We start from the raw sequence: 18,002 nt of genomic DNA, 5'->3' as shown, positions 1-18,002 counted from the left end.
GTGATGTTTAAAGCTTATAAAAAATATTGGAAGGGCTATGTAGATTTTGAAGGCCGCTCAAGCCACTCAGATTATTGGTTTGCGGTGTTAGCAAATATTTTAGTCATTTTCGCTGTAGGGATTTTAGCAGGTATATTTATAGGTGCTAATGATGGTAGTGTGGCTGGTCCACTAGGTACTATTGCAATCTTACTGATATTAGCTATGTTAATATATGGTCTTGCTGTAACAGTTCGTCGTTTGCGTGATGCTGGATATACGTGGCCTTATATTTTTACTATTTTTATTCCGTTTGTAGGTTGGATCATTTTACTTGTTTTGTTATGTAAGCCAACTAAAGTAGAGTTTCCATTCAACAACTTCAATAACCCACAACAATAACGACAATCAACCAACTCAAAGAGTTGGTTTTTCTGATGTCAAAAAGCTTTATGTCAATGTTGCACATTTTAATATTTCTGATATAATCTTATCTGAGACTAATCAACACTAAAATATAATTGAAATGTGAATACTCTATGAAACTATTTCGTCACTTAAAAGAAAAACGTTACCTTATTTTAGCATTTATCCTACCAGCTATCCTTTTGGCTTTGGCAATCGTCTTTTTACGTCCTACTCACCATCATGCTGAGGTAGGGATGAGGGTCAGCACCAAACAGTCATCATCAAAAGCTAAGGCACCCTCTAAATCATCAAGTTCTACCTCGTCATCGTCGGCATCAACGTCTAGCGAGTCATCAAGCTCTAGTACTGCACCAGTAGCAGCTAGCCAGGCACAGGCGGGCACAACGACTACTGTGACACCGGCTCCTTCCTCAGTCCAAGGGACTTACCAAGTGCCACAGTATAATTATGCTCACCAAACAACTGATACCGAGTCGAATGATGAGACCTCAAACACAGACCCTGCCTATAGCTCAGATATTAGCTCTACTGTAACCGAATAGAAAGATATAAAGATTATCCTGAAAAAGAAATTATTGTTATTAGTAACTGGCTTATCTAGCCTAGCCCTATTGGCTGCTTGTTCAAATCAGTCTAATCATTTATCATCTACCAATTCTTCCTCATCAGTAGAGCAGTCCCAATCAGACGGTAGCGAAAGCGAAGACTCAAGTTCAAGTGAAGAGGAAAAAGTAGATACCTCTGCTTATGATGATATCATCAGCAAGTATCAAACAGCTGTTGCTGACAATCAAACTGACTCTTCAATTAACCCTTTGGTGGTGGGCTATGCTAATTCTCAAATGAAGCATGCCTCAACGGTCTATACTTACCGTGATTTGGATGGTAATGGTGTTGATGAGTTGGTATTTGCTTTTAAACCTGGAAATGTCTTTAAAGACTATATGATTACGGATATCTACACTATTTCTAAAGATAGTGGTCAGGTCATTCGTCTGACAGAAGGTCAACAACTGGGGATGTTGGGTGAGCGTATGACATTGGCCTACCTTATGGATAACACCTTTAGCTACTATGGTAGTGCTGGTGCTATGGCTGGTGGAGGCTCTGGCTACCGCTTTAGTAGTGATGGTCAGTCTCTTGAAAAAGAGGACAGTGATTCGGGTGCAGATGAGGTTGATCTCTCTAATTGGGGTTGGAAGGATTTGAGCAGTGCCTCTACTAATAGTAGTTCTAGCACATCGTCACAAACACAAACAAGTTCATCAGCCCTCAAGCCTGATGAACTGAAAAATGGTAACTACAAATCAGCTGTAGGGACATGGAAGTCTTCAAATGGACAGACTATCACCATTACTTCGGATGGACAGTTGAATCTCTGGGGTTCTACTTACCCTATTGACAAAGTCCCATCCAATCAATATGTGTCAGTAATATATACCCTAACTTATGTGTATTCTAGCCCAGTAGGGAATGCCCCAATTGCTCTTTGTACTAAAGGAGTTAGCGATGGAAGTGATGCGGGGGATAACAGTAAGGACCGTATCTTAGCAACGAATGGGATGCCATCTGAGGAAAGTTATTTTTACAGAGTTGACTGATTTTCGAGAACCGATCTATCAATCATCAAGCCAGGCCACAGGTCTGGCTTTTTTACTATCCTGTTAACTTACAGAACGAGACAATTTCTCCATTCTTGTGCTATAATAGAAGTTATGACTAATGAATTTCACCATGTAACCGTTCTTTTACACGAAACTGTTGATATGCTTGATATCAAGCCCGATGGCATCTATGTTGATGCGACCTTGGGTGGCGCAGGACATTCGTCTTATCTATTGTCACAATTGTCTGAAAAGGGTCATTTGTACTGTTTTGATCAGGATCAAAAGGCTATTGATAATGCTCAAGTGCGTCTCAAGGACTATATTGATAAGGGAATGGTAACTTTCATTAAGGATAATTTCCGTAACCTCAGATCTAACCTTGAAGCTCTAGGAGTGTCTGAAATTGATGGCATTCTCTACGATTTGGGTGTGTCTAGCCCACAGTTGGATGAGCGTGAGCGTGGTTTTTCCTACAAACAGGATGCCAAGCTGGATATGCGTATGAATGAGGAAGCTAGTTTAACGGCCTATGAGGTGGTTAATACTTATCCTTACAACGATTTGGTGCGTATTTTCTTCAAGTATGGTGAAGACAAGTTCTCTAAACAAATTGCACGTAAGATTGAGCAAGTGCGTCAGGTAAAACCTATCGAGACGACGACGGAACTGGCAGAAATCATTAAATCAGCTAAGCCTGCTAAGGAATTGAAGAAGAAGGGCCATCCAGCCAAGCAAATTTTCCAAGCTATTCGAATCGAAGTGAACGATGAACTTGGTGCTGCGGATGAATCTATTCAGGAGGCTTTGGATCTCCTAGCTGTGGATGGTCGTATTTCGGTGATTACCTTCCATTCTTTGGAGGATCGGTTGACTAAGCAGCTTTTCAAGGAAGCTAGCACGATAGATGTACCTAAAGGCTTACCTTTTATTCCCGAAGACTTACAACCGAAGGTAGCTCTGGTTAATCGCAAGCCTATCCTACCTAGTCAGGAAGAATTAGAAGCTAATAACCGCTCGCACTCTGCTAAGTTGCGTGTGGCTAAAAAAATCAGGAAGTAACTATGGAAAATCAGGAACGTCAGATTGTTAATAGGGCTATTAGAAACCATATTCGTTTTATGACACGTATGGAAAAGGCCTTCTATTCGGCAATTGTTTTGACAGCTATTGTGATGAGTATCGCAGTTGTATTTTTACAAGGGCGTAATCAGGCTATCAAGCAACAAATCACAGACCTTAATCGCAAGATTAGTGACGAAAAGACAGAGCTTAACAATGCTAAGCAGGCAGTAAATGAGTTAACTAACTCTGATCGTATCAAAGAGATTGCCACTAAGGCAGGACTGTCTATTAATAACGATAGTATTAAGAGTGTGAAATAGCCAATGAACAGACTTAAAAAACTTAAACATTTATTTCTAAACTATGTCGTAAGGGATAGGAAAAAGCCAGCCCAAAACCGACAGCGTGTTGGTCAGAACCTGATGGTTCTCAGCATTTTTATCTTTTTTGTTTTTATTATCAACTTTGTGGTAATTATTGGGACCGATAGTAAGTTTGGTGTTGATTTGTCAACACAGGCTGCTAAGTCTTATAACACGAAAACCACAGTGGCGGCCAAGCGTGGGACGATTTATGACCGAAATGGGAATGTTTTGGCTGAGGATTCAACCAGTTATTCCATCTATGCTATTGTATCAACCAGCTATGTGTCAGCAACTCGGGAAAAACTCTATGTCCAAGATAGTCAGTTTGATAAGGTTGCCGATATTTTGAAAGACAAGCTAGGGATTGAAAAGAGTGATGCTTTGGCTCAATTGCGTACCAAGGGTGCCTATCAAGTATCCTTTGGACTAAAAGGAAAAGGAATCACCTACTCTGTCAAAGAGGACCTGGAAAAGACTTTTAAGGATGCAGGTATTAAGGGGATGGCATTTGAGGCAACAACATCACGTATGTACCCTAATGGCACCTTTGCATCAGAGTTTCTTGGTCGTGCTGAAGCTATTGAAAATAAAAAAGATGGTTCTTATTCTTTGATTGGTCAAACAGGTTTGGAGCGTTCACTTAATAGCTTGTTGACTGGGACAGATGGGGAAGCTATCTATGAGAAGGATAAAGACGGTAATACGCTTCTGGGTACGGAAACGATTACCAAAGAAGCTATCGATGGTAAGAATATCTATACGACCTTGTCGGCACCCCTTCAGACCTTCCTAGAGACGCAGATGGATACGTTTATGGAGCAGACCAAAGGTGTAAATGCTTCAGCAACAGTTGTCAATGCAAAAACAGGTGAAATCCTTGCAACGACACAACGTCCAACCTATAACTCGGATACGCTAGAAGGACAGACTAAAAAAGGTTACGACTGGGTCAACCGCCTCTATGAAGCTCAGTATGAGCCAGGGTCAACCATGAAAGTGATGCTCTTGTCAGCAGCTATAAATAATGGAAGTTTCAACCCGAATGCAACCTACAGTAACGCTAATGGTATTAAGGTTGATGATGTTGAAATCAATGATTGGTCAATCAATGAAGGTATTTCAACAGGTCGAACGATGTCATTTGCACAAGGATTTTCATATTCAAGTAACGTTGGTATGACCATGCTGGAACAAGACATGGGAGACAAAGTCTGGTCTAACTACCTATCGCTATACAAATTTGGACTTCCAACCCGCTTTGGGATGGTTGGTGAGTCTTCAGGGATTGTCTCTCGAAACTCAGTTAATATTGCCCAATCATCTTTTGGACAAGGGATTTCAGTAACTCAAGTCCAAATGCTCCGAGCCTTTACCGCAATCTCTAACAATGGTATTATGTTAGAGCCTCAATTTATTAAACAAGTTGCCGATACTAATCAAGGTACTGTTCGTACAGCCAAGAAAGAAGTTATTGGTAAACCTGTTTCTAAGCAGTCTGCTTCTGAAACCCGTAATTATATGATTTCTGTTGGTACAGATCCAGAGTTTGGTACCCTGTACAATAAGTCTGAAGGTTCACCAATCATTCAGGTTGGTAACTATGATGTTGCGGTTAAGTCAGGAACAGCCCAAGTGGCCGATGAAAAGACAGGAACCTATAAAGTTGGGACCAACGAGACTCTCAACTCAGTTGTAGCCATGGTTCCTTCTGATGATCCAGAATACATCATGTATGTGACCGTTCAAGAGCCTCAGACCTGGGATAATAATTTCTTTGCGACTGTGGTGAACCCTGTTTTAGAAGAAGCCATGTCCATGGGTGCTACTTTGGATGCTTCTGTTTCTGATGGGAGTGGAAAGACTGAAGAGACTAGCTATCAAACTGGTGATATCATTGGTAAGACACCAGGAGAGACAGCTAATACTCTTCGCCAAAACCTAATTCATCCGATTGTTCTGGGTGTTGGCAATAAGATTGAAAAGGTTTCTGTAGATGCAAAAGCTGATATTAAAGCTAATGAGCAGATCCTAATCATGACTAATGACTTCACAGAACTTCCAGACATGTATGGTTGGACCAAGAAGAATGTTGAAACATTTGCCAAATGGAAAGGCATTAAAATTACTTACAAAGGTGGCAAGTCAGGGACTGTGACCAAACAAAGTGTTGCGGCAGGAAAAGCCCTGTCTAAAACCAAAAAGATTACCATTACTTTAGGAGACTAAGATGACTATGAGTCTGATAGCAGGCGTGGCCGCCTTTGTGTTGACGGTGCTCGCCATGCCTCACTTTATTACTTACTACAAAATCAAAAAAATCGGTGGCCAACAGATGCATGAAGATGTGAAGCAACATCTGGCTAAGGCTGGTACACCAACTATGGGAGGGACAGTCTTCCTAGTGGTTGCCATCTTGGTTAGTTTGATTTTCAACTTCCGCGTCTTTACTGAGGGGCACCAAGTTTATGGTGCTACAGCAGGGATTCTCTTTGTAATTTTGATTTATGGTATTATCGGCTTCCTTGATGATTTCCTTAAGATTTTCCATCAAATCAATGAGGGTCTTAAACCTTGGCAAAAGATGGCTTTGCAGATTATTGCAGGTTTGCTTTTCTATTTCATCCATGTACTTCCTAGTGGGACAAATAGCCTATCTATTGGAGGATTGACGATTCATCTTGGTGTCTTCTATGTTCTCTTTGTCCTTTTCTGGATCGTTGGTTTCTCAAATGCGGTCAACTTGACAGATGGTATTGATGGTTTAGCTTCTATCTCTGTGGTTATCAGCTTGATTGCCTATGGGATTATCGCTTTTGTCAAGGGTGAGTTCGCTATCTTGACCATCATTATCACTATGATTGGGGCTCTTCTTGGCTTCTTCGTCTTTAACCACAAGCCAGCCAAGGTCTTTATGGGAGATGTCGGCTCCTTGTCACTTGGAGCTATGCTTGCAGTTATCTCTATTGCCTTACGTGTAGAGTGGACTTTACTTTTGATTGGTGTGGTTTATGTCTTTGAGACAGCTTCTGTCATGCTACAGGTCAGCTATTTCAAATACACTAAGCGTAAGTATGGAGAAGGTCGTCGTATCTTCCGTATGACACCATTCCACCATCATCTCGAATTGGGAGGTCTTTCAGGTAAGGGCGACAAATGGTCAGAGTGGAAGGTTGATGCTTTCCTTTGGGCAGTTGGAGCACTTGCAAGTGCCATTACCCTTTGGATGGTTCTTGGAAACGTTATGAAATAAATGAAAAGAGCAGAAATGCTCTTTTTTTGTTATAATGATAGGGATAGACTAGATAGAAAAGAAGTAAAAAAACATGTCATTTAAAGATTTTAATTTTAAAACATTTATTCAGGAGGCTCTTGACGAGATTAAGTTTAAGGAGCCAACACCTGTTCAACAGAAATTGATTCCAGTGGTTCGTTCAGGTCGTGATTTAGTGGGTGAATCAAAGACGGGTTCAGGGAAGACACATACCTTCCTCCTGCCAATTTTTGAGAAACTAAATCCAAAGAGTGGTGATGTTCAGGTTGTTATTACAGCGCCATCACGTGAATTGGCGACACAAATTTACCAAGCGACAAAACAAATTGCCAAACATTCTGAGACTGAAATTCGTGTAGTCAATTATGTGGGTGGTACAGACAAGCAACGTCAGATTGAGAAACTCAAGGTAGCCCAACCTCATATTGTTATCGGGACACCAGGGCGTATCTATGACCTAGTTAAGTCTGGTGATTTGACTATCCACAAGGCCCATACCTTTGTTGTTGACGAAGCTGATATGACCATGGACATGGGATTCTTGGATACTGTGGACAAGATTGCGGCAAGTCTGCCTAAGGAAGTTCAAATTTTGGTCTTCTCAGCAACCATTCCTCAAAAATTGCAACCATTCTTGAAGAAATATTTGACCAATCCAGTCATGGAACAAATCAAAACTTCAACAGTTATTGCAGATACCATTGATAACTGGTTGGTATCTACCAAGGGGCGCAACAAGAATGAACAGATTCTTGAGATGCTTAAGGGAATGCAGCCATATTTGGCAATGATTTTCGTTAATACTAAGGAACGTGCTGACGATTTGCACAGCTACCTAGTGTCAAATGGTCTTAAGGTTGCAAAAATTCATGGAGGTATTCCACCACGTGAACGTAAGCGTATCATGAATCAAGTCAAGAAGCTTGATTTTGAGTACATTGTAGCGACTGACCTTGCAGCGCGTGGGATTGATATTGAAGGGGTGAGCCATGTTATCAATGATGCCATCCCTCAAGACTTGTCCTTCTTTGTTCACCGTGTAGGGCGTACAGGACGTAATGGTTTGTCAGGGACAGCTATCACCCTCTATCAACCAAGTGACGACTCAGATATTCGTGAGCTTGAAAAGATGGGGATTACCTTTGACCCTAAAGTCTATAAGGACGGCGAGTTTCAAGATACCTATGACCGTGACCGTCGTGCCAACCGTGAAAAAGCTTATCAAAAACTTGATACGGAAATGATCGGTTTGGTTAAGAAGAAAAAGAAAAAGATCAAACCTGGCTATAAGAAGAAAATTCAGTGGAAGGTTGACGAAAAACGCAAACGTGAGCGCCGTGCGGCTAACCGTGCTAAGGGGCGAGCTGAGCGTAAAGCTAAGAAGCAAAGTTTCTAAGTATTGGCTTCTAGGTGTAAGAAAATTTAGATATGTAAAAACTTGGCAGAATGATTGTCAAGTTTTTTTATAGCAAAAGTGCTACAATAGGAGTCATGAAAGACAAGATTCGAATTCTTCATATCAATGATTTACACTCTCATTTTGAACAGTATCCACAACTCAAGCGAGCTGTGGATGATTTGAGTCAGACAGATAGAGAGTTGATCAAGGTAGATCTTGGGGACAATGTGGATAAGTCCCATCCCTTATCTGATGCGACAGCCGGGCGTTTTAATGTAGCCCTGATGAATGAGTTGGGGATAGACTATGCGACTATTGGAAATAATGAGGGGATTGGTCTGGCCAAGGAGGAGCTAGACTGTCTTTATGAGCAGGCTAAGTTTCAGCCGATCATAGGAAATCTCAAGGATGAGGGGAGACAACCTGAATGGGCTAAGCCCTATCTTATCCACAAAACTAAAGCAGGTACAAACATTGCTTTCTTGGCCTATACCTTCCCATATTACATCACCTATGCTCCCAACGGTTGGCAAGTGTTAGAGCCTATGGCTCGGTTGGAAGAGGATTTGGCTCGTCCCGAGGTAAGGGATGCAGATATAGTCGTCGTTCTTAGCCACCTAGGTGTACGTTATGATGAGCAGATTGCAGAGACTTATCCACAGGTAAATCTTGTCATCGGAAGCCACACGCATCACCTTTTTGAAGAGGGCAAATTAGTCAATGAAACCTATTTAGCAGCTGCTGACAGATATGGTTATTATCTTGGCTGTATTGACCTTACTGTGAAAAATGGGCAATTGATAGAGTGTCAGATTGAGGCTATCCCCACCAAGTCCTATATCTTTGATTTAGACAAGGAGGACGAAACCTTTATCAAAGCCATGCGTGAGGAAGGGCATCGTCGTTTAGCTCAGAAAAAAGTAGCTAATCTAGGTCGAGAACTAGATTTTGATGAGACCTGTCAATTGGTTTTACAAGCTGTTTGTCAGGAGACAGATAGCCAGTTAACGCTTTTAAATACAGGTCTTATCATGAAAACGATGGGTCCACAAGTGACCATGGCAGACCTTCAAGAAGCCCTTCCCCATCAGATGCGGATGGCGCGTCTAGTCGTGACAGGACAAGAACTCAAGGAAATCTGTCGTGAAGTTTTTACCAAGGCTGAACTCCTTAAAAACCAAGCTATTAAAGGTATGGGATTTAGAGGGAAGACATTTGGTGAAGTAATCACGGGGAATTTTGCTTACAAAAACGGTAATTTGTTGTATAATAGTAGGGTTGTAGATTCCAATGAGAAGTTTAGTTTAGTCCTTGTGGACCAATACTACTTTGCTTCTTACTTTCCTACAATTAAAGAAAAGGAAGTTACTCTTCTTTTTCCAGATTTGTTAAGGGAACTTGTGGCTAAGTATTTAAGAAAAAATGGTGCTGATTGGGATAAGAGATAAGAACATTATCATAGCATCAGGATAGAAAATAAGAGAGAGCAGAAAGGATGGCACATGCGTAAAGAAATCTTGCCAGAAATGTTTAATTATAATAAATATCCAGGGCCAGACTTTGTGTGTGTGGCTGACCTTCTGAAATCAGATGCCTGTCAGTTTACGGTTCTTGAAAATCACAAGGATGCTTTAGACGCTACCCGCTTTGGGCAACGTTTTTCTGAAATCATGCTCAAGTATGACTATATTGTTGGGGACTGGTCTAATGACCAGCTTCGCCTTAAGGGCTTTTACGAGGACGAGCGTCCTAATACGCGTAAGACAGATCGTATTAGCCGATTGTCAGAGTATTTACGTGAATACTGTGCCTTTGGTTGTGCCTACTTTATTTTGAAAAATGAAGAACCGCAGTTAATCGTCTTTGAAGAGGAGACAGAGCCTCGTCGCAAGCGTCGTCGTTCTAACAATCATCGTCATTCTTCTCAGGAATCTAGAGAGAAGGAGCGTAATGCTTCTCAAAAGAATAAGGGCCAAAAAGCTTCTGCTAAGCAAAAGCGGGATAAGTCCAAACGAAGAGATAGGGACCAAGAGGGGCCGAGCTTTGAGAAAATCAAGCGTCGACCTAAGTTCAAATCTAGGCCCGAGGATGGTAGTCGTGAGCGAAAGTCTAACTTCAAGAAGAGTCAGAAGAAAGCTTCAAAGAATCAACACACCTCACTGAAAAAACAAAGTAATGCCAAATCAGATGGTCAGCATTTTACAATCAGAAAAAAAGGAAATTAAACTATGTCAGAAGTAACAACACAAGCAAAACCAGAACGTCGTAAACGTCAGAAGTTAGAGGATATGGAGGGCTACAAACCTTCTATTTACGGTCTTACTCGTGATGAGTTAATCGACTGGGCTATGGAACACGGTGAAAAGAAATTCCGTGCGACTCAAATTTGGGATTGGCTCTACAAGAAGCGTGTGCAGTCTTTCGAAAAAATGACCAACATTTCTAAGGACTTCATTGCTAAATTAAACGAGAATTTCTGCGTAAACCCATTAAAACAGCGTATCGTTCAAGAATCAAAAGATGGTACAGTTAAGTATCTTTTTGAATTGCCAGATGGTATGTTGATTGAGACGGTTTTGATGCGTCAACACTATGGTTTGTCTGTGTGTGTGACAACTCAGGTTGGCTGTAACATTGGTTGTACTTTCTGTGCCAGTGGTTTGATTAAGAAACAACGTGACTTGACTGCTGGTGAGATTGTGGCACAAATCATGTTGGTACAAAAATATTTTGATGACCGTGGCGATGGTGAACGTGTCAGCCACGTGGTTGTTATGGGTATTGGTGAGCCATTTGATAACTATGACAATGTGCTTCGCTTCTTGCGTACCATTAACAATGATAATGGTCTTGCTATCGGAGCGCGTCACATTACCGTGTCAACATCTGGTTTGGCACCAAAAATCAAGGAATTTGCTAACGAAGGTGTTCAAGTTAACCTTGCCGTATCACTTCACGCGCCTAACAATGACCTTCGTTCAAGCATCATGCGTATCAACCGCTCATTCCCACTTGAAAAACTCTTTGAAGCTATCGAGTATTACATCCAAACAACCAACCGTCGTGTAACTTTTGAGTACATCATGCTTAATGAGGTCAATGACCATCCTGAAAATGCTCAAGAGTTGGCTGATTTGACTAAGAAAATCCGTAAGTTGTCATATATCAACTTGATTCCATATAACCCAGTATCAGAGCACGACCAATATAGTCGTTCAACCAAGGAACGTGTGGCGGCCTTCTACGATGTGCTCAAGAAAAACGGGGTTAACTGTGTCGTTCGTCAAGAGCACGGTACAGATATCGATGCAGCTTGTGGACAATTGCGTTCAAACACTATGAAACGCGATCGTCAAAAGGCAGTGGCAGAAGCTTCTGGTAAATCAGAAGGTAAGTAAGATGTTTCAGCTTAAGACTTGGGTAGATAAGGATGGAGAACTAACACCAAAAGGAAGAAAGCTAAGCCGAGTTTTGGTCTGTGCTTATCTCCTTTGTTTAGTACTCCTATGCTGGACACCCCAGTACGGGCTAGTTAAAGGTGTTGAAACCCCTGGTATTCAACATTTTGGTCGTGTTGTGGTCCTATTAACCCCATTCAATAGTTTAACCAACTTTTATCAGCTGGATAGTCTTAAAGAGATTGTCTTTGTGCTTGGGCAAAATGTGACCAACATTTTCTTGCTAAGTCCGCTGATTTTAGGGCTTTTAGCCTTGTCCCCCAGATTTAGGTCTTGGAAAAAGGTCCTTTTAGCCACGTTTGTTATGTCTTTGACGATTGAGGTTGGACAAGTCATTCTAGATCTTCTCATTGATGCTAATCGTGTCTTTGAGCTAGATGATTTATGGACCAATACCTTGGGTGGTTTGGTGGCACTAGGTGTCTACCGCCTTCTTGTAAAACTGATTCAAACGCATTCTAAAGAGTAAAAAACCTGGGACACTTTTAGTCTCAGGTTTCACTTATTTTCTATCATACAAATACAACACATTCAAAAGAGGGAAAATGAATAAACACGTTTGGAATTATTCTGAGCTCAAGAGAGAGCTTCAATTAGCCAACTACAACACCGATGGTCGCTATCTCAGTGAGGCAACTAACTTTGAATTGTACAATTTTGTCAGAGAGTATAAGATATCTGATGAAATCAGACGCATTTGGAACCCTAAGAAGGATGCGTCAGTTATCCATGATAAGGATAGTTACTCTATGGATGGTGGGTACAAGGTCTATAATTTTGACTCCTTTGCTTATCAATTGCCAGAGTCTACTGATTTTGGGAAATTGACTTATATTGGTCACTTTTAGTTAGAAGATGGCACAATCTATCGCTATTGGAAGTAACCTTATCATACGAGACTTATACGAGGTCTATTATTAACCATTTGTAAGAATAGGAGGAGTAACTTGTCTTTTAAAGAATCAATCATTGCAAAACTTTGGTGGTTTTTCAAGTTGGAAAAACGCCGGTATATTATTGGGATTTTAGCACTGAGTCTGGTTTCGGTTCTCAATCTGATTCCTCCTATGGTTATGGGGAGGGTCATTGATGCTATCACATCGGGAAAATTGACCAATCAGATGATGCTTCTGAATCTCGTATATTTGCTATTGGCAGCTTTGGGGATGTACTATTTGCGTTATGTTTGGCGCATGTACATCTTGGCGACTTCTTATCGCTTAGGCCAGATTATGCGTTCACGCCTATTTGAGCATTTTACCAAGATGTCGCCTTCTTTTTATCAAAAGTACCGAACTGGAGACCTCATGGCTCATGCCACCAATGATATCAACTCTTTAACCCGTTTGGCTGGTGGAGGTGTCATGTCAGCCGTAGATGCCTCTATCACAGCTTTGGTAACCCTAATCACCATGTTTTTCAGCATTTCCTGGCAGATGACACTGGTGGCTGTCTTACCCCTCCCCTTCATGGCTTTTGCGACCAGTCGTTTGGGCCGTAAGACCCATAAAGTTTTTGGAGAATCTCAGGCAGCCTTTTCCGAACTTAATAATAAGGTTCAAGAGTCGGTATCAGGAATCAAGGTAACCAAGTCTTTTGGCTATCAGGAGGCTGAGCTTCAGTCCTTCCAAGAGACCAATAAGATGACCTTTAAAAAGAATATGCATACGATGAAGTATGACAGCCTTTTTGATCCCTTGGTCTTACTCTTTGTTGGTTCATCTTATGTTTTGACCCTTCTTGTCGGTGCCTTTATGATTCAGGCTAATCAGATAACGGTCGGAAATTTGGTAACCTTCATTACCTATTTGGACATGCTGGTTTGGCCTCTGATGGCCATTGGCTTCCTCTTTAATATCACACAGAGGGGAAATGTGTCCTACCAACGTATTGAAAATCTTCTGGAGCAGGAATCAGATGTTCAAGATCCTGCGCATCCTCTCCCAAGTATCGAAAATGGTCGCTTAGAGTATGCGATTGACCGCTTTGCTTTTGAGGATGAGGATACTTTGCGAGATATTCATTTCACCTTGGACAAGGGGCAAACTCTTGGTTTGGTTGGGCAGACTGGCTCAGGAAAGACGTCCCTTGTCAAGTTGCTCTTGCGGGAGCACGATGTTAATCAAGGAGCCATCTATTTGAATGGGCATGACATTCGAGACTACCGCTTATCAGACTTGCGTAGCTTGATGGGCTATGTCCCTCAAGACCAGTTTCTCTTTGCCAGTTCCATTTTAGACAATGTTCGCTTTGGTAATCCTGATTTTGCCTTTGAAAAGGTGGAAGAAGCAACTAAGTTGGCTCAAGTTTATGATGATATCAAGGCTATGCCTGAAGGCTTTGAAACGATCATTGGTGAAAAGGGTGTCAGCTTATCAGGCGGTCAAAAACAACGTCTGGCCATGAGTCGGGCCATGATTTTGGATCCAGATATTTTGATTTTGGACGACTCCCTATCGGCAGTGGACGCCAAGACAGAACATGCTATTATTGAAAATCTCAAACATACCCGAAAGGACAAGACGACGCTCATTACCGCCCATCGTCTGAGTGCGGTGGTGCACGCTGACCTCATCCTAGTCATGCAGGATGGTCGCATCATTGAACGTGGCTGTCATGATGACTTACTAGCTCAAGATGGTTGGTATGCCAAGACCTATGAGTCTCAACAGTTAGAAATGGAAGGAGGAGAAGCTCATGCCTAATCAAAACCAATGGTCTGTGTTTAAGCGTCTCTTGACTTATCTCAAGCCTTACAAATTCTTGACCTTTCTAGCTTTGGCCTTCCTCTTGTCCACAACGGTTATCAAGAGTATCATTCCCCTGGTGGCCTCCTATTTTATTGACCACTACCTCCATGATTTGAATCAGGCGGCAAGTATGATTCTGATTGGATACTATGGTCTTTATCTTTTGCAGACACTGGTCCAGTATCTGGGAAATCTCTTCTTTGCGCGTGTGTCCTACAGTATTGTCAGAGATATTCGTCGAGATGCCTTTGCCAATATGGAAAAACTGGGCATGTCTTACTTTGACAAAACTCCAGCAGGCTCTATCGTTTCCCGCTTGACCAATGATACTGAAACCATTAGCGAGATGTTCTCAGGAATTCTCTCTAGCTTTATTTCGGCTATCTTTATCTTTGTCACGACCCTTTATACCATGATGATTTTGGACATTCGTCTGACTGGGCTTATTGTGCTCTTTCTTCCTTTGATTGTCCTTTTGGTTAACCTCTACCGCAAAAAATCAGTGGTCATCATTGAAAAGACCAGAGCCTTGCTTTCAGATATAAATGCCAAATTGTCAGAGAGTATCGAAGGGATTCGCATCATTCAGGCCTTTAACCAAGAGAAGCGTCTCAAAAAAGAGTTTGATGTTATTAATGAGGAACACCTGATTTATGCCAGCCGTTCCATGTCACTGGATTCTCTCTTTCTACGCCCAGCCATGAGTTTACTGAAGCTGCTGGGTTATGCTGTTCTTATGGCCTATTTTGGCTACCGAGGTATCTATCTGGGAATCACAGCAGGAACCATGTATGCCTTTATCCAGTATATTAATCGCCTCTTTGATCCCTTGATTGAAGTGACACAAAACTTCTCAACCCTGCAAACCTCGATGGTCTCAGCAGGTCGGGTCTTTGCCTTGATTGACGAGCGTACCTATGAGCCTGAACAGAGAGACACAGACGCCAAGGTTACAGAGGGAAATATTCGCTTTGAAAATGTCTCCTTCTCTTATGACGGTAAGCACCAGATTTTAGATAATATTTCCTTCTCTGTCAATAAAGGTGAAACCATCGCTTTTGTCGGTTCCACAGGTTCTGGAAAATCCTCTATTATCAACGTATTCATGCGTTTTTATGAGTTCCAATCAGGACGAGTTCTTCTTGACGGTGTAGATATTCGCGATTATAGTCAGGCAGAGTTGCGTAAGAACATTGGTCTTGTCCTTCAGGAACCCTTTCTCTATCATGGTACAATCAAATCCAATATTGCCATGTATCAAGATTTAACCGATGAAGAGATTAAAGCCACTGCTGAGTTTGTGGATGCCAATCACTTTATTGATAAACTTCCAGAAGGCTATGATGCTCCAGTTTCTGAACGAGGTTCAAGTTTTTCAACCGGTCAACGCCAGCTTCTAGCCTTTGCTAGAACCGTTGCTAGCCAGCCTAAAATCTTGATTCTGGATGAAGCGACAGCCAATATTGATTCGGAGACAGAGGCTATTGTCCAAAACTCTCTAGCAAAAATGCGTCAAGGACGTACAACCATTGCCATCGCTCACCGCCTATCGACTATCCAAGATGCCAATTGCATCTATGTCCTTGATAAGGGCCGTATCATCGAACACGGTAGCCACGAGGAACTCCTATCCCTCGGTGGTACCTATCATAAGATGTACAGCCTACAAGCAGGCGCTATGGAAGGAGCGTAAGCTAATCTAGACCATAGATTTTATATTCGAAAAGATTTCTTAAAAATCAAAATCGAGTAGTGACATTTATGTCACTACTTTTTTGTTGTCTTGCAACCTATAATAAAACCATAGCTTGAGAGAAAAAGCTAAAAAATAATATTTTAGGAGGTTGTTGCTATGACAAGGCAAACAAATAACAATTTTGAACTCCTTGACCTTGAGTCACTTACAAACGTTGAAGGTGGTGATGGAGTATGTTTGATTTGAAAAGTTATATTTTAGGGATGGTTTGCATGGCTGTGATGAGTTTTTTAGATAAGCCTATTATGTCATTTCTTGAAAAATGCAAAACTAACAATCCCGTTAAAAAGAAATCTTAATTAGGATACCTTGTCAATTGCTGGTCTGTGAATAATGGTTGAAAACTTCGATATAAGAGAAGAGGTATTTGTAATCATGACTAAAAAACGCCTACTGTCTCTAATGATGTCTATGGGCTTCGTCCTTGTTGCTTTACATAACTTGGGAGAAAACTGAGTTTTGGACTTCAATGCCTAAATATTATTGGGTTATGTCTTTTTCTCTTTCTTATGTGTACGATTATCAAGGATATAAGGTCAGACAAGTAGTGACATTTATGTCACTATTTTTTTATCGGAGTCTACTCTATAATGAAAATCATATCTTGAACACAGAACGCTAAAAACACTTTAAGGAGAAAAGTATGTTCAAAAACTCAAAGCCGTATTTACTGGCTACCATTCTCATCGGAATGGGCCTCGCTAATCTATTTAGAAGCTTAGATGCAGTCCACCATACCATTAACTTGCTAGGCTTAACCGTGCTTCTTTATAGTCTGCTTTTTAAAAAATGGGCACAGTTTCAAAAGTAACCTTTGGTCACTTTGAACGTAAGATGCTTGCAAATGCTTATTTTTGATGTTCCCGAAGTAAAATTATTCTTGCTAATGATAGCGGAGATTGTATTATATTTGATTGCATATCTTTGTAATAGAGAAAACAAAGATATGTATATTCGCCTATTTAAAGTATCAGTACTAATGACACTACTGTATTACATCCCCAGTAGAATTTAATCGCTAAGGGCTTACTTGAAATCTTACAGCTGTATAATAAAATACAGAGAGGAATAGAGTTAAATGTAATAGCTTATTAGGTTTGCAAGACTGACTGAGGTTATTCATAGTTTAGGTGTTTTATCATGAAGTTAAAGAATGTTAGTTCGAGAGTATTGCAATTTTCTAGGGTCGTCACTGCTGTACTGGCAGTTTTCTTTATAAGTACCAGTATGTCTCTCTACAAAAGCAAGACCTCTCCAGAGATTTGGTTAGCAGTCGGAGCACTAGCTTTAGTAGTCATTTTTGTTAATGGACTGCTCTACCGTTTGCTTAAGAAACGTCCAGATTCAGTAAATCCGTTAACAATACGGCAGTCCTTCATTGTTTTTCTTGTCATCTCATTTCTTGTGCTTTGTGTAGAGTTTTACACATTACTTACATTTAGTGATACCACAGACCGCATAATGTTGGTCGTATTAATGCTTTTGTTAATTCTCTGTGATTTTCTAGCTTACTTGCAAGTCAAAAAATATTTTAAAAAATAGAAAATATAGTAACCATTTGTGACATTATTCGATTTACGTTGCATAAAAGTGTTATAATAAGAAAGTGATTAAGTAAATATGTGAAAATTAGAGGAAGATTTCCAATGATTGAAGGATGTTCTTCTATCGTATAAAAATATTTGCAAGGTCTGGGTCTTCAAAAAATGTCCTGAAAGGAGGATTACTATTTGAAACAATCGCTTAGTTCTAGAAAATACATAAAATTTATCCTACAAGTTATCTTGGCTGTCTGTATTCAATGTGTGATAACATTCTTCTGGCATCAAGAAAGAACATTTTTATTTTATACCTTGTCACTTTATGTTTCTTTATCGCTCTCTGATGATCTTAGTCAGCTCATTTTTAGAAATGATAAGTGATGTG

16 protein-coding genes are annotated in these 18,002 nt (G+C 40.8%); all 16 read left to right on the top strand.

Features of this window, described 5'->3' with window-relative positions; all coding sequences use genetic code 11:
* Positions 1 to 3 precede the first annotated feature (3 nt).
* The 16 genes from EL076_RS08330 (at position 4) to EL076_RS10505 (ending at position 17,618) form a co-directional block, all read left to right on the top strand.
* The gene (locus tag EL076_RS08330; protein ID WP_126430011.1) at positions 4 to 381 is read left to right on the top strand and encodes a DUF805 domain-containing protein; all 378 of its coding nucleotides are present in this window, start codon (positions 4 to 6) and stop codon (positions 379 to 381) included.
* 137 nt (positions 382 to 518) lie between these two features.
* Complete coding sequence (locus EL076_RS08325; RefSeq protein WP_003093925.1) at positions 519 to 950, top strand: hypothetical protein; 432 nt, start codon at positions 519 to 521, stop codon at positions 948 to 950.
* 33 nt (positions 951 to 983) lie between these two features.
* Positions 984 to 2,009, top strand: coding sequence for a hypothetical protein (locus EL076_RS10110; protein ID WP_232009638.1), 1,026 nt, complete (start codon positions 984 to 986; stop codon positions 2,007 to 2,009).
* 114 nt (positions 2,010 to 2,123) lie between these two features.
* The gene (gene rsmH, locus EL076_RS08310; protein ID WP_126430009.1) at positions 2,124 to 3,074 is read left to right on the top strand and encodes a 16S rRNA (cytosine(1402)-N(4))-methyltransferase RsmH; all 951 of its coding nucleotides are present in this window, start codon (positions 2,124 to 2,126) and stop codon (positions 3,072 to 3,074) included.
* Positions 3,075 to 3,076: 2 nt separating this feature from the next.
* Positions 3,077 to 3,397 (top strand): cell division protein FtsL, encoded by a 321-nt coding sequence (ftsL, locus tag EL076_RS08305; protein WP_003093404.1) that lies wholly within the window; start codon positions 3,077 to 3,079, stop codon positions 3,395 to 3,397.
* A 3-nt stretch (positions 3,398 to 3,400) separates the two neighbouring features.
* On the top strand, positions 3,401 to 5,668 hold the full coding sequence (gene pbp2x, locus EL076_RS08300) for a penicillin-binding protein PBP2X (protein ID WP_126430007.1): 2,268 nt from the start codon (positions 3,401 to 3,403) through the stop codon (positions 5,666 to 5,668).
* Between the two features lies 1 nt (position 5,669).
* A complete protein-coding gene (mraY, locus tag EL076_RS08295; RefSeq protein WP_126430005.1) occupies positions 5,670 to 6,692 on the top strand; it encodes a phospho-N-acetylmuramoyl-pentapeptide-transferase in 1,023 nt (340 codons plus the stop codon).
* A gap of 73 nt (positions 6,693 to 6,765) precedes the next feature.
* Positions 6,766 to 8,109 carry a DEAD/DEAH box helicase gene (locus EL076_RS08290; RefSeq protein ID WP_045772449.1) on the top strand — a complete coding sequence of 448 codons (1,344 nt, stop codon included), beginning with the start codon at positions 6,766 to 6,768 and terminating at the stop codon, positions 8,107 to 8,109.
* Positions 8,110 to 8,204: 95 nt separating this feature from the next.
* Positions 8,205 to 9,560, top strand: a complete 1,356-nt coding sequence (locus EL076_RS08285) for a bifunctional metallophosphatase/5'-nucleotidase (protein ID WP_126430003.1) — start codon at positions 8,205 to 8,207, stop codon at positions 9,558 to 9,560.
* A 54-nt stretch (positions 9,561 to 9,614) separates the two neighbouring features.
* Complete coding sequence (locus tag EL076_RS08280) at positions 9,615 to 10,337, top strand: YutD family protein (protein WP_126430001.1); 723 nt, start codon at positions 9,615 to 9,617, stop codon at positions 10,335 to 10,337.
* Between the two features lie 63 nt (positions 10,338 to 10,400).
* Positions 10,401 to 11,510, top strand: coding sequence for a 23S rRNA (adenine(2503)-C(2))-methyltransferase RlmN (gene rlmN / locus EL076_RS08275; RefSeq protein WP_126430157.1), 1,110 nt, complete (start codon positions 10,401 to 10,403; stop codon positions 11,508 to 11,510).
* Between the two features lies 1 nt (position 11,511).
* Positions 11,512 to 12,039, top strand: a complete 528-nt coding sequence (locus EL076_RS08270) for a VanZ family protein (RefSeq protein WP_126429999.1) — start codon at positions 11,512 to 11,514, stop codon at positions 12,037 to 12,039.
* 76 nt (positions 12,040 to 12,115) lie between these two features.
* Positions 12,116 to 12,418, top strand: a complete 303-nt coding sequence (locus EL076_RS08265) for a hypothetical protein (protein ID WP_126429997.1) — start codon at positions 12,116 to 12,118, stop codon at positions 12,416 to 12,418.
* Between the two features lie 99 nt (positions 12,419 to 12,517).
* Entirely contained in the window at positions 12,518 to 14,275 is a 1,758-nt protein-coding gene (locus EL076_RS08260) for an ABC transporter ATP-binding protein (protein ID WP_126429995.1), read from the top strand.
* Positions 14,268 to 16,013 (top strand): ABC transporter ATP-binding protein, encoded by a 1,746-nt coding sequence (locus EL076_RS08255; protein WP_126429993.1) that lies wholly within the window; start codon positions 14,268 to 14,270, stop codon positions 16,011 to 16,013. Before EL076_RS08260 ends, EL076_RS08255 begins: the two co-directional genes overlap by 8 nt.
* Positions 16,014 to 17,216: 1,203 nt before the next feature.
* Entirely contained in the window at positions 17,217 to 17,618 is a 402-nt protein-coding gene (locus tag EL076_RS10505) for a hypothetical protein (RefSeq protein WP_126429991.1), read from the top strand.
* The last annotated feature ends 384 nt before the right edge of the window (positions 17,619 to 18,002 follow it).

The organism is Streptococcus vestibularis (assembly GCF_900636445.1).
Lineage (GTDB): Bacteria > Bacillota > Bacilli > Lactobacillales > Streptococcaceae > Streptococcus > Streptococcus vestibularis.
This window is presented reverse-complemented; position numbering and strand designations above follow the sequence as displayed.

Excerpts from the sequence above, each read along its gene's own strand:
- EL076_RS08290 (WP_045772449.1), top strand. The coding sequence starts at position 6,766 with ATGTCATTTAAAGATTTTAATTTTAAAACATTTATTCAGGAGGCTCTT.
- EL076_RS10505 (WP_126429991.1), top strand. The coding sequence starts at position 17,217 with ATGAAGTTAAAGAATGTTAGTTCGAGAGTATTGCAATTTTCTAGGGTC.
- EL076_RS08325 (WP_003093925.1), top strand. The coding sequence starts at position 519 with ATGAAACTATTTCGTCACTTAAAAGAAAAACGTTACCTTATTTTAGCA.
- ftsL (WP_003093404.1), top strand. The coding sequence starts at position 3,077 with ATGGAAAATCAGGAACGTCAGATTGTTAATAGGGCTATTAGAAACCAT.
- rsmH (WP_126430009.1), top strand. The coding sequence starts at position 2,124 with ATGACTAATGAATTTCACCATGTAACCGTTCTTTTACACGAAACTGTT.
- mraY (WP_126430005.1), top strand. The coding sequence starts at position 5,670 with ATGACTATGAGTCTGATAGCAGGCGTGGCCGCCTTTGTGTTGACGGTG.
- EL076_RS08265 (WP_126429997.1), top strand. The coding sequence starts at position 12,116 with ATGAATAAACACGTTTGGAATTATTCTGAGCTCAAGAGAGAGCTTCAA.
- rlmN (WP_126430157.1), top strand. The coding sequence starts at position 10,401 with ATGGAGGGCTACAAACCTTCTATTTACGGTCTTACTCGTGATGAGTTA.
- EL076_RS08285 (WP_126430003.1), top strand. The coding sequence starts at position 8,205 with ATGAAAGACAAGATTCGAATTCTTCATATCAATGATTTACACTCTCAT.
- pbp2x (WP_126430007.1), top strand. The coding sequence starts at position 3,401 with ATGAACAGACTTAAAAAACTTAAACATTTATTTCTAAACTATGTCGTA.
- EL076_RS08280 (WP_126430001.1), top strand. The coding sequence starts at position 9,615 with ATGCGTAAAGAAATCTTGCCAGAAATGTTTAATTATAATAAATATCCA.
- EL076_RS08330 (WP_126430011.1), top strand. The coding sequence starts at position 4 with ATGTTTAAAGCTTATAAAAAATATTGGAAGGGCTATGTAGATTTTGAA.
- EL076_RS08255 (WP_126429993.1), top strand. The coding sequence starts at position 14,268 with ATGCCTAATCAAAACCAATGGTCTGTGTTTAAGCGTCTCTTGACTTAT.
- EL076_RS08270 (WP_126429999.1), top strand. The coding sequence starts at position 11,512 with ATGTTTCAGCTTAAGACTTGGGTAGATAAGGATGGAGAACTAACACCA.